Origin of the sequence: Bradyrhizobium sp. (assembly GCF_030654605.1) — a bacterium.
Lineage (GTDB): Bacteria > Pseudomonadota > Alphaproteobacteria > Rhizobiales > Xanthobacteraceae > Bradyrhizobium.
In genome coordinates, this window is record NZ_JAURXB010000028.1 from 16,593 (window position 1) to 28,506 (window position 11,914).

At 62.5% G+C, this 11,914-nt stretch carries 8 protein-coding genes; 5 read left to right on the plus strand and 3 right to left on the minus strand.

The window, feature by feature from the left end; translation table 11 throughout:
* Positions 1-27: 27 nt before the first annotated feature.
* Positions 28-1,251 carry a hypothetical protein gene (locus Q7U29_RS02985; RefSeq protein ID WP_304738214.1) on the minus strand — a complete coding sequence of 408 codons (1,224 nt, stop codon included), beginning with the start codon at positions 1,249-1,251 and terminating at the stop codon, positions 28-30.
* 229 nt (positions 1,252-1,480) lie between these two features.
* Here Q7U29_RS02985 and glmU point away from each other — a divergent pair, with 229 nt between their 5' ends.
* The 5 genes from glmU (at position 1,481) to Q7U29_RS03010 (ending at position 6,236) form a co-directional block, all read left to right on the plus strand.
* Positions 1,481-2,836, plus strand: coding sequence for a bifunctional UDP-N-acetylglucosamine diphosphorylase/glucosamine-1-phosphate N-acetyltransferase GlmU (gene glmU, locus Q7U29_RS02990; RefSeq protein ID WP_304738217.1), 1,356 nt, complete (start codon positions 1,481-1,483; stop codon positions 2,834-2,836).
* A gap of 128 nt (positions 2,837-2,964) precedes the next feature.
* Entirely contained in the window at positions 2,965-4,791 is a 1,827-nt protein-coding gene (glmS, locus tag Q7U29_RS02995) for a glutamine--fructose-6-phosphate transaminase (isomerizing) (RefSeq protein ID WP_304738219.1), read from the plus strand.
* A 97-nt stretch (positions 4,792-4,888) separates the two neighbouring features.
* The gene (locus Q7U29_RS03000) at positions 4,889-5,659 is read left to right on the plus strand and encodes a DUF502 domain-containing protein (RefSeq protein ID WP_304738222.1); all 771 of its coding nucleotides are present in this window, start codon (positions 4,889-4,891) and stop codon (positions 5,657-5,659) included.
* A gap of 80 nt (positions 5,660-5,739) precedes the next feature.
* Positions 5,740-5,949: a hypothetical protein gene (locus tag Q7U29_RS03005; protein ID WP_304738225.1), complete on the plus strand. Its 210-nt coding sequence runs from the start codon at positions 5,740-5,742 to the stop codon at positions 5,947-5,949.
* Positions 5,946-6,236 (plus strand): type II toxin-antitoxin system RelE/ParE family toxin, encoded by a 291-nt coding sequence (locus Q7U29_RS03010; protein WP_304738227.1) that lies wholly within the window; start codon positions 5,946-5,948, stop codon positions 6,234-6,236. Before Q7U29_RS03005 ends, Q7U29_RS03010 begins: the two co-directional genes overlap by 4 nt.
* 12 nt (positions 6,237-6,248) lie before the next feature.
* Here the strand turns inward: Q7U29_RS03010 and recG are convergent, their stop codons facing one another.
* Both recG and Q7U29_RS03020 read right to left on the minus strand, forming a co-directional pair.
* Positions 6,249-8,357: an ATP-dependent DNA helicase RecG gene (recG, locus tag Q7U29_RS03015; protein ID WP_304738229.1), complete on the minus strand. Its 2,109-nt coding sequence runs from the start codon at positions 8,355-8,357 to the stop codon at positions 6,249-6,251.
* Between the two features lie 160 nt (positions 8,358-8,517).
* Entirely contained in the window at positions 8,518-11,331 is a 2,814-nt protein-coding gene (locus tag Q7U29_RS03020; RefSeq protein ID WP_304738231.1) for a type I restriction enzyme HsdR N-terminal domain-containing protein, read from the minus strand.
* Between the last annotated feature and the right edge of the window lie 583 nt (positions 11,332-11,914).

Here is an 11,914-nt window from a genome sequence, read left to right on the forward strand (position 1 = left end):
GTCTAATGCATTGGGATTACGGATTTATCAGTCGCGCTTGAACAGCGAGGACAGCGTGCGGGGTTCCGGCTTCTTCGGCTCCTCGGCCGCCGCCGTCGGCTTGGGCCGGGCGCTGCTTCGCTTGCGCGGCGCCGGCTTGACGGCGGCGGGGGGCTCATCGCCCTGCAGCGACAGGCGCTGGCCGTCGAATACGGTGGTCTCGCAAGGCCGCTGGTTCTCGATCAGCGCGGCGCAGATTTTCGCCGCCGCCGCCGCATCGCGCAGTGGGCCGGCGACCAGCCGCAGCTGCAGACCGAGCCCGCCCGAGCCTTCCTTCACCACGATGATCGGCCGCAATGCCGCAAGCGGCGCATTCGACCGCGATTTCAACAGGCCGCGCCACAGCGCGCGCAGGCCGCCGACCGAATTGGCCCCGCCGACATCGACGCCGAATTCGGTTCGCTGGAGCTTGGGAGCGGTCGCCTCCGCCTCCGCGTCGACGCCGACCGCGGCAACGATTTCCGGTATCGGCCCTGACGTCACGGTCTTCGCCGTCGCCTCCGGCTCGATCAGTTTTCCGGCCGCGGCATCGGGAGGCGCCATCATCGAACGCTCTGCCATCAGCGGCTTGGCAGGGGTCGCCGCAAGGCTCGCCGCCGGTGGATTTTGTGGCGGCGGTTCGAGCGATGAGACCGTGGCCGGAGCCGGTTCGGGCGCCACGGCGGGCGCTGTGGTGACCTTGGGCAGCTTCTCGGCGGCTGAAGCGGCCGTTGTCGCTACGGGCGCCACAACCGGGGGTGGGCTGGCCAGCACCGCCGCCGTCTCGCCCGCCGGCCAGGTGGGAGACCGTTGCGCCGCCGCCGGGGCGGCGGCTTGCCGGGCAATGGCGCCGGTCGCGGTATCCAGTCCCTGTTCCAGCACGGTGACGCGGGAATACAGCCGGTCGCGATCGCTGTTCAGCGTTTCGATCGCGGAGGCCAGCCGCCTGGCCTCGCTCTGGCTGTCCCGGGCGACCGATTGAATCTGCTGGGCCTGGCGGCTCAGGTCGGCCGCCGCGACCTGATCGCGCCGCCATCCGACCGACGACTGGTTGGCGAGCACCGCCAGAACCACCGCGCCGACCGAGGCAACGCCCCACGATCCCAATCGCCACAGCGCGCGGCGGTCGAATTCGTCCTCCTCCGCCAAAAAGCCGGTCAGCACGCCGCCGGTATTCTCGGTTTCGAAACCGCCAGCCAAATGGTCTGTCTTCTGGTCAGGTTTCTTGGCCATACGAAGTTGTCGGCCCTCCCGTGGCCTGCCCGAATCACAACCCAAACATTAACAGGAAAAGGGTCCCCATCTTGAATCTGGAACCGTAACGATCGCCGTTCTCCATGCCGTCCGAGCGGCGAATCGGATTTCCATGCGGGACGAAAACCCTCTAAGAGGGCGGCGGCGCCAGATCGGCTGCTAAGGCGCGCCGAGAGGCGCGCCAGACAGGGCCAACACAGGGATCCGAATGTCTCGCTCCAGCCTCACCATTGTGCTCGCCGCCGGTGAGGGCACGCGGATGCAATCGTCGCTCCCGAAAGTGCTGCATCCCGTCGCCGGCCAGTCGCTGCTGGCGCATGTGCTGGGCGCCGCGCCGAAAGGCGCGAACGCCCGGCTTGCCGTGGTGATCGGACCCGACCACACCGCGGTCGCCGACGAGGTCAAACGTATCCGCCCCGACGCGGAAAATTTCGTTCAGCGCGAGCGGCTCGGCACGGCGCATGCGGTGCTGGCGGCCCGCGACGCGCTTATCGGCGGCGCCGACGATCTGCTGGTGGTGTTCGGCGATACGCCGCTGATTTCGGCCGAAACATTTGCGCGGCTGCGCGCGCCGCTGCGGTCGGGCGCAGCCCTTGCGGTGCTCGGCTTTCGCGCCGCCGATCCCACCGGCTATGGCCGCCTGCTGGTCGAGGGTGACCGGCTGGTCGAGATCCGCGAACACGCCGACGCCACGCCCGAGCAACGCGCGATAAAACTCTGCAATGCCGGCGTGATGGCGTTCGACGGCCGCAAGGCGCTGCAGATCATCGACGCCATCGGCAATGCCAACAGCAAGGGCGAGTATTATCTGACCGACGCCGTCACGGTGGTTCGGGAACTGGGATGGGAGGCCGTCGTGATCGAAACCGGCGAGGATGAAGTGCGGGGCATCAACACCAAGGCCCAGCTCGCGGAGGCGGAAGCCGTCATGCAGGCCAGGTTGCGCAAGGCGGCGCTCGACGCCGGCGTGACGCTGATCGCGCCCGAGACGGTCTATCTCGCCGCCGACACCACCTTCGGCAAGGACGTGACGATCGAGCCGTTCGTGGTGATCGGTCCCGGCGTCTCCATATCAGACGGCGCGGTGATCCATTCGTTCTCCCACATCGTGCAGGCCTCGATCGGCAAAAAGGCCTCCGTCGGCCCCTATGCGCGGTTGCGGCCGGGCACCTCGCTCGGCGACGGCGCCCGGATCGGCAATTTCGTCGAGGTCAAGGCGGCGACGCTGGAAGCCGGCGTCAAGGTCAATCACCTCAGCTATATCGGCGACGCCCATGTCGGCGCCAATTCCAACATCGGCGCCGGCACCATCACCTGCAATTATGACGGCTTTTCCAAGCACAAGACCACGATCGGCGAGGGCGCCTTCGTCGGCACCAACTCCTCGCTGGTGGCGCCCGTCAAGATCGGCAACGGCGCCTATATCGGCTCGGGTTCGGTGATCACCAAGGACGTGCCCGACGACGCGCTGGCCGTCGAGCGCAGCCCGCAGACCAACCGCGAGGGCGGCGCCAAGCGCTACCGCGAGCTGAAGACGAAAGCCAGGACGCCGAAGGATGGCTGATGCCGTCGTTATTAAGCTTTCCGCTTAACGCTGTCTCAATCGGCAATAATTATTGAGTATCTGAACCCGCGCGATTCTCGTTAAGAGAGGCGGGCGCCTTTTCGCTGGATTTGGGGATATTGAACCGCATGTGCGGCATTGTCGGCATTCTCGGACGGGCTCCGGTGGCGGAGCAACTGGTGGATTCGCTCAAGCGGCTGGAATATCGCGGTTACGATTCCGCTGGCGTCGCCACGCTGGAAGGCGATCATCTCGAGCGCCGCCGCGCCGAGGGCAAATTGAAGAATCTGGAAGCGCGGCTGCGGGCCGAGCCGCTGGCGGGGCACACCGGCATCGGGCACACCCGCTGGGCCACCCACGGCAAGCCGACCGAGAACAACGCGCATCCGCATGCCACCGACCGCGTCGCCGTGGTTCACAACGGCATCATCGAGAATTTCCGCGAGCTGCGCGATGAGCTCACGAAAAAGGGCGCGGTGTTCAAGACCGAGACCGATACCGAGATCGTGCTGCATCTGGTCGACAGCTATCTGGCCAGGGGCGTCGATCCCGTCGAGGCGGTGAAGGCTTCGCTGTCGCAGCTGCGCGGCGCGTTTGCGCTCGGCTTCATTTTCGCGGGCGACGCCAATCTGATGATCGGCGCCCGCAACGGCCCGCCGCTCGCGATCGGGTATGGCGACGGCGAGATGTACCTCGGCTCCGACGCCATCGCGCTCGGCCCGTTCACCGACACCATCAGCTATCTCGAGGACGGCGACTGGGTGGTGCTGACGCGCGACAGCGCCGTGATCCGCGACAAGCACAATGCGATCGTGCATCGCGAGGCGATCAAGCACTCGGCCTCGACCTCGCTGGTCGACAAGGCCAATTACCGCCACTTCATGGCCAAGGAAATTCACGAGCAGCCGGAGGTGGTCGGCCATACGCTGGCGCGCTACGTCGACATGGCGACCGAGCGCGTGGCGTTGCCGGCCAACCTGCCGTTCGACTTCAGGGATATCCAGCGCATCTCGATCGTCGCCTGCGGCACCGCGAGCTATGCCGGCTTCATCGCCAAATACTGGTTCGAGCGGCTCGGCCGCGTTCCGGTCGAACTGGATGTCGCTTCGGAATTTCGCTATCGCGAGGCGCCGCTGCGCAAGGGCGATCTCGCGATCTTCATTTCGCAGTCCGGCGAGACCGCCGACACGCTGGCCGCCTTGCGCTACGCCAGGGAGGAGGGCGTGCACACCCTCTCGGTGGTCAACGTGCCGGGTTCGACCATCGCCCGCGAGAGCGAAACGGTGTTGCAGACGTTGGCCGGGCCGGAAATCGGCGTCGCCTCGACCAAGGCGTTCACCTGCCAGCTGATGGTGCTGGCCGCGATCGCGGTCGCCGCCGGCACCGCGCGCGGCGTACTATCGGAGGCCGATGAAACCAAACTGGTGCATGGCCTCGTGGAAATTCCGCGCCTGATGGCCGAGGCGCTGAAGACCGAGCCGCAAATCGAAAAGCTCGCGCGCGAACTGGCGAAATGCAAGGACGTGCTCTATCTCGGCCGCGGCACCAGTTATCCCCTGGCGCTGGAGGGCGCCCTGAAACTGAAGGAAATTTCCTACATCCATGCCGAGGGCTACGCCGCCGGCGAACTCAAGCACGGCCCGATCGCGCTGATCGACGAGAACATGCCGATCGTGGTGATCGCGCCGCATGACCGGGTGTTCGAAAAAACCGTCTCCAACATGCAGGAAGTCGCCGCCCGCGGCGGCAAGATCATTCTCATGACCGACGCCAGGGGCGCGGCGGAGGCGAGCATCGACTCGCTGGTGACGATCGTGCTGCCGGACATGGCCGCGACCTTCACGCCGATGGTCTATGCCGTCCCGGTGCAGCTGCTGGCCTATCATACCGCCGTGATCATGGGCACCGACGTCGACCAGCCGCGCAATCTGGCGAAATCGGTGACGGTGGAATAAGTGTCACACGCCGGACGGTGGTCGGGGCCTTCCAAAGTCTGATAGGATGGCTTAGCTGGCAGTGTACAGTAGCCGCTGAGATTAACCTGGAACCCGTATGAATCCCGACGATTTGCCGCCCGTGCTCCCGGCCGAAGTTCCGCCCGAGGCCCACAGCGGGTTTATGGCCCGATTCCGGAACTATTTCCTGACCGGCCTGATCGTCGCCGGTCCGATCGCCATCACCTTCTATCTGACCTGGTGGTTCGTGACCTGGGTCGACGGCATCGTCCGGCCGCTGATTCCGCTGGCCTACCGGCCCGAGACCTATCTGCCGTTCGGCCTGCCGGGCGCCGGCCTGATCGTCGCGGTGTTCGCGCTGACGCTGCTGGGCTTCCTCGCCGCCAATCTGATCGGGCGGACCCTGGTCGATCTCGGCGAGCGTCTGCTCGGCCGCATGCCGGTGGTGCGCGCCATCTATCGCGGCCTGAAGCAGGTATTCGAAACGCTGTTCTCGGGGCAGGGCTCCAGCTTCCGCCGCGTCGGCCTGGTCGAATTCCCGTCGCCCGGCATGTGGTCGATCGTGCTGATCTCGCAATCGCCGAGCGTGGAGATCGCCAACAAGCTGCCGGGCCAGGACGAGCACATCTCAGTCTTCCTGCCGTGTGCGCCGAACCCGACCACCGGCTTCTTCTTCTATGTGCCGAAGAGCAAGATCATCGAAGTCCAGATGAGCGCCGAAGATGCCGCCACCCTGATCATGTCCTGCGGCGTGGTGCAGCCCGGCTCCGACGGCCAGAAGAAGATCGCGGCCCTGGCCGAAATGGCGAACGCCGCGCGGGTGGCGAATACAGCGGCGCCTCGGCCGGAGCCTGCGAAGGTGGATTGAGGCGACACCGGTTGCCGCTGGCGGTAGCGGAACGGCGCAATTGTGCTATACTTATCGGTATGAGCCCCGGAACGAGAAAATTGCTGGAGCAAGTTGAAACTTGGCCTCTTGAGGATCAGGAAGAACTTGCCAATGTGGCGCGCGAAATCGAATCGCGTCGAACCGGTGTGTACCGGCTTTCCGATGAAGAGCGAGCAGCAGTTCGTGAGGGAATGGAAGACGCGCGTCGCGGCGATTTTGCGTCTGACGAAGAGATCGACGAACTGTATCGCTTGCACTCCCGTGCATGAAGGTTCGCTTTACTCGGAGGGCGTTGCGCGACATCGCCCAGATTGACGATTACATAAGTCAGTACAGTCCCGATATTGCCTCACGTATCATCGCGCGCCTGATCGATCGTTCGCGACAGTTAGCCGACAATCCCTTTCAGGGGAGAGAAACGGACGAGCCGACTGCGCGCGTCATTGTCGAACCTCAATTGCGTTATTTTATTTTCTACACGGTCGCCGCGACGGAAATTCAGATCACCCATTTTCGACACACATCGCGCCGCCGGCCCCGCGGCTGGAATCGATAATGCCGCGCGCATCTACCCCGCCCCGATCAGCGGCACCGCTTCGTCGCGCTCGAACAGATAGAGCAGCACCCGCAGCGCCTCACCGCGCTCGCCTTTCAGCTTCGGATCGTCCTTCATGATCCGCAGCGCTTCGTCGCGCGCTTGCGTAACGAGCTGGGCGTGCACCTCGGAGCGCGCGATGCGGTAGCCGGGCAGGCCGCTTTGCCTTGTGCCCAGCACGTCGCCTTCGCCGCGCAGTTTCAGGTCCTCCTCGGCGATGCGAAAACCATCGGTGGTTTCCCGGATCACTTTCAGCCGCGCGGTGGACATTTCCTTCAGCGGCTCCTTGTAGAGCAGCAGGCAGGTCGAGGCTTCGGAGCCGCGGCCGATGCGGCCGCGCAGCTGATGCAATTGCGCGAGGCCAAAGCGTTCGGCGTTCTCGATCACCATGATGGTGGCGGCGGGCACGTCGACGCCGACCTCGACCACGGTGGTGGCGACCAGAAGCCCGATCTCGCCGGCGGCGAACTGCGCCATCACGCGGTCCTTCTCGGCGCCCTTCATCTGGCCGTGCACCAGCCCGACGCGCGCGCCAAAACGCTCTCGCAAGCTCTCGAACCGTTCGGTGGCGTTGGTCAAATGCTCGATGCCCTCGGCTTCGGATTCCTCGACCAGCGGGCAGATCCAGTACACCAGTTTGCCCTTGTCCAGCGCGCGGCCGACGCCGTCCATCACCTCGCCGAGCCGGCTGTTCGGCACCGTGCGGGTATCGATCGGCTGGCGCCCCGCCGGCTTCTCGCGCAATTCCGAAACATCCATGTCGCCGAAATAGGTCATGACCAGCGTGCGCGGGATCGGCGTCGCGCTCAGCACCAGCACGTCGACCGCTTCGCCCTTGTTGGTCAGCGCCAGCCGTTCGCGCACGCCGAAGCGATGCTGCTCGTCGACCACCGCCAGCGCCAAGGCCTTGAACACCACGTCGTCCTGGATCAGTGCATGGGTGCCGACCAGGAAATCGATCCCGCCATCGGCGAGCCGCGCCAGCAATTCGCGCCTCTCCTTGCCCTTTTCGCGGCCGGTGAGGATCGCGACCCGCAGCCCGGCGCGTTCGGCCAAAGGCGTGATGGTCTTGATATGCTGCCGCGCCAGAATTTCGGTCGGCGCCATCAAGGCGGCCTGCTTGCCGACCTCGGTGACGGCGGCGGCGGCCAGCAGCGCTACCACGGTCTTGCCGGATCCGACGTCGCCCTGCAGCAGCCGCAGCATCCGCACCGGCTGGCGCAGATCGTCGGTGATGGCGGCGACCGCGTCGCGCTGGGAGGTCGTCAGCGCATAGGGCAGCGCGTCGATGATCCGGCTGCGCAGATGGCCGTCACCGGCGTGGCGGTCGCCGGCCGGGCGGCGCAACTGCGCCCGCACCAGCGCCAGCGCCAATTGGCCGGCCAGCAGTTCATCGAAGGCCAGCCGCGACCAGAACGGGCCATCCGGCAGGATGTCGGTGAGCTCGACCGGCACGTGGACGCGGTTGAGCGCCTCAGTGACCGCGGGAAATTTGCAGCGGCGGAGCACTTCCGGGCTGATCCATTCCGGCATCGCAGGCAGCTTCTGCAGCGCCTGCGCCATCGCCCGGCGCAGCGAGCCCAGCGCCAGCCCCTCGGTCAGTGGATAGACCGGGTCGATGCCCGTCAGCTTTGCAAAACCCTCTTCATCGACGACACGGTCGGGATGCACGATCTGCGGGATGCCGTCATACATCTGCAGGGTGCCGGAGACATAGCGTTTGGCGCCGACCGGCAGCAGTTTTTCGACGTAGCCGGGCTTGGCCCGGAAGAAGGTCAGCACCACGTCGCCGGTGTCGTCGCTGGCATAAACCAGAAAGGGCGCGCGCGCGTTGCGCGGCGGTGGCGGGCGGTGACGGTCGACGGTCACCTCCAGCGTGACCACGGCCCCCTGGGCGGCGTCGCGGACTTTCGGCCGCGCCCGGCGGTCGATCACGCTGGCCGGCAGATGCAGCAGCAGATCCACCAGCCGCGGCGTCTCATCGCGGCCGAGCAGATAGCGGAACAATTTGTCCTGCTTCGGCCCGACCCCGCCAAGGGTCGTGACCGGCGCGAACAGGGGATTGAGCAGAGCAGGGCGCATGGGGTTATCCAGAACACAGACCCGTCATAAGCGGACTTGATCCGGCCATCCACCCCCTACTGTCGTCCTGCCCTTCGAGCCATGCGGCCCGATGGCTAAGAAGAATGCGCCTTGGGAGTGCACCAAACGCCACCAGAACATTTCTGCCGTCAATACGCAGCTATCCGTCGTTAGAAGGTAACGGCGAAAAGACACGTTTGATCTCGTCCGCGAGTTGCCGACAAACGTCATGGATCACTGGGGTGGCTCCGTCAAAATATCCATGCCAATTGTGCCCATCGTACGATGGCATTTTGCCGAATCCTACCCGAATATGTGTGTGAGCATTGAGGCGGTTAAGTTTTGAAAGCGCTGCCCGAGCTTCAGTCCCGTCGCCGAATGGCTCGCCCTCGCTGCTAAAGGTCACATCTGCTCCTGCTTGATCCCAGCTCTCGACCGGAAGCCACTTGAAGCTTTGCCAATTCCCCATGGGCGGTGGTCGTTCCACAACCGTCACTTTCCAACGAACCGGAAGGGACGAATAGAACCCAAGCTGGTCAGCGAAGGCAGGAAAACATGTTTGCACGACCTCGGCATATACTTGCTGAAATCTACGATAGTGTTCATTCAGCACGCAGATAATAACGTTGCCGCTCTGGGCCTGTGCATCTTCATCCCATCCCAGCTGTTGCCACCAAAGGTCAAGCGCGGTTCTCCCATTTCTCTTCAACAACGCGATGTCTTCGAGCAATGAGTCGACCGTAAAGCTTTCTCCTTGTCCGAAGAGGCCGAACTGAAGCGCGCGTCCCGCTAATGGGCTCAGTACATCTTCCAGCTCATTGAGAGTCTGGGTCAGCCTTATCGGAAAGCCGTCTTGTTCAGCGAGAAATCTGATTCGGCCTACCAGTCGTTCCGAAGCCCATAACACGCCGCCCTTGAGGTTCTTTTTCTCGATGATCTCGATCAAAGTATCCTTTAGTAGCGTCATTCCGAGCAGTCGTCCGCTATCCAACCGATAGTGCGAGCGATCCAGATTGACCGAACGTTGTGTTCGATGTTGGGAAGGTAAACCAACGGTGACTTGCGGGCCGGCATTTCGTGGATGAAGCCCGTAAAAGAGTTCCCCGGGCATCGCGTACACCAGCCCGGTCGCCGCAATGCTATCGTCCCTCGTATCAATCAGAAGTTCGTTGACCTCGGGACGTAGCTCAGGAAAAAATCCGGCTAGCGGCATTTCGATGCCTTCGACAAAATCGCGGAGATAATCGTAAGTGAGAGTTTCTTGGGAAAGCGTAGCCAGTTCTTCCGATACGTCGAACCGATAACGGAGCGCGTTCAAATAACTTTCAGCGCTGGTTTGAGACAGGCGCTGCCAAAGCGCAGCTTGTGTTCGATGGGTTGTAAGTTGCGACATTAACAAGACAGGCAAAAACGAGTCCGCAGCCATGGTTGTCGACGCTAGGCTCAATGTCAAAGATGCCTCTTCCTGGGAAGCGATACTCTTTGCACGCAGGTAGTCCGCCAGTGCTTCGTGCTGAACTTCGACAACCGATCCATTTACACGGATTGCGTCACACCCAATCAATTCGTCAAATGCGGTTGCCGAAATTCCGTTAGCCCCGATGAGCGCGAGCGCCACCCGCGGCGTGATATTCGATTCGGTCGTGGCGTTGGCGATCACCGCCAACGCGTGCTCCCGAATTACGGCGCTGACCGTATCGTTCGGTTGGAGCTTCAGTGTGCTGTCGAGCCACGACCGGAAAAGGAACTCGATTTGTTTCGGAAATGCTTGATTCAGCTTCCAGTAGTCCAGCGCAAGATTGAACAGTAGCGGATTCTTGCATAGTTCCTGAAGCATGTCCGGCATGGCACTGATGATAGAGTAGAAGGTGCCCGTGCCGTCATCCAGGAGCAGCCTTTCCAGTTCTCGCATCTGCTCGAACGACAATTCTTCAAGCAGGAGCAACGGCAACTCAATACGCGGTCGCACGCCTTCCCGCGACAAGACAAACATCTGAAGGAGCGGATAATCACGCAACAAGTTAGAAAACTGAGCCGCCATTCTGTTTTGATGAGCGGCCGAGACCCTGTCGAAACCATCGCAGACTAGGATAACGCCATCATCCCGCATCAGTTGTTCGAGTGCCGCCGGCGACATGCCGGGACAATGCGGGCTCAGCCGGCGGTGCATGAAATCAATAATTGAAACGTCCGTCTGCTCAAGATCAGGTAAGGGGACGTCAAACGCAAGAAGCGCCAGACTGTCGTGCTTGCGAGCGTCGATCGCTTGGCGAAACATTCGTAAGGCGAGGGTGGTCTTGCCGTAGCCCGATGAAGCCGCAATTAGTGCGCCGCGCGCAAAACTGGGGAGCAGCCGGTCGGCCTCGATCGGCGGGGAATTGGAACTTATCGGCGCCTGTCGAACGGTGCGATTGATCGTCGCGGCAGATCTCGTCGTACGCTGCAGTTCCGCCGTTTCGTACCGAGTGAAATCGCGAGACACCTCTAGAACATTTTTTACCTTGAGTGAACGGCAATAAACGTAGATCGCCTTCTTGGCGAGGAGACGTTCGACATCGCCCCGACGTGCAAGCAACGATGAAACCGGAATATCCAGCACGCAGGTGCTTTCCATCGTGGCCTGCCATTGCCAAACAACCAGCGTTTCGCCATTTGTCAGTAGCAGAAGCGGCGCGCGGACATTGGTCGCGTAGGACTCGCCTTGGTCTTTGCCATAGGCAAGCGACTCACCCGGAGCCTTGGCCTCAACGACAAGCAGTGACGTATTGCGATTGTGTTCCGCGCCGTAGAAGGCAATATAGTCGGCTTCTGGTCTGCGGCCCTGCCGCCCTTCCCGAAACACGACGCTTGGCTTGGATTCCAAATCCTCAGTTCCATACCCCAAGGCTGCCAGCAGTGGTTGCACCAGCCGCAGTTCAACGTCTGCTTCGCTCCTGAAGCCAGTCGTCGGATAAGAATTCCAGAAATCGGTCATGAAAACGCGTCATCGATGTGCATTGCGTAATGGACTAAAAAGCCTCCCGCACTTTATCGCCTCGCAGCGGTAAAAGGCAAACCACTAACTGAAAGGTTGCTGGCATCCGCCGGTGTATTGTGTCGTATGGGCCCCAGTTCTGCAGTCCGGGCGAAAAAATTGTTGGGTGCGGCATAAGACCGATTCACCCAATCAATTCAACAAATCCACCCGACGGGCCAGTCACTTCTGTTTAGCAGAAATCGTGTCAAGCCCCTTCCGGAAAAATATTTCTGTTTTTCAGAATAACAAATCAGTCTATATCAACAGCCATCCCGTCCCGGTCAGAGGGGCGTTGCGCAACGTACCAGCGCGGGGCGGGGATGCGGTGGACGCGGATGGCACTCCTGACGAGGGCGCCGGAAGCGGATGGCGAAATCGTGTGGTCCCGACATCCCAAGGGCAGATGTCAAGTTCGTAGCTCAAGGCAGCGCGGGCAACGGTGGCAAAAGTGCAGGGCTCACCGAGGAGAGCACGTATAAGCCTTAAACCATCGCGCAGGGAAAGCCGGATGCCTCCGCTTCACCTGTATGCTCGTGTGCCG

Excerpts from the sequence above, each read along its gene's own strand:
- Q7U29_RS02985 (WP_304738214.1), bottom strand. The coding sequence starts at position 1,251 with ATGGCCAAGAAACCTGACCAGAAGACAGACCATTTGGCTGGCGGTTTC.
- glmU (WP_304738217.1), top strand. The coding sequence starts at position 1,481 with ATGTCTCGCTCCAGCCTCACCATTGTGCTCGCCGCCGGTGAGGGCACG.
- glmS (WP_304738219.1), top strand. The coding sequence starts at position 2,965 with ATGTGCGGCATTGTCGGCATTCTCGGACGGGCTCCGGTGGCGGAGCAA.
- Q7U29_RS03000 (WP_304738222.1), top strand. The coding sequence starts at position 4,889 with ATGAATCCCGACGATTTGCCGCCCGTGCTCCCGGCCGAAGTTCCGCCC.
- Q7U29_RS03010 (WP_304738227.1), top strand. The coding sequence starts at position 5,946 with ATGAAGGTTCGCTTTACTCGGAGGGCGTTGCGCGACATCGCCCAGATT.
- recG (WP_304738229.1), bottom strand. The coding sequence starts at position 8,357 with ATGCGCCCTGCTCTGCTCAATCCCCTGTTCGCGCCGGTCACGACCCTT.
- Q7U29_RS03020 (WP_304738231.1), bottom strand. The coding sequence starts at position 11,331 with ATGACCGATTTCTGGAATTCTTATCCGACGACTGGCTTCAGGAGCGAA.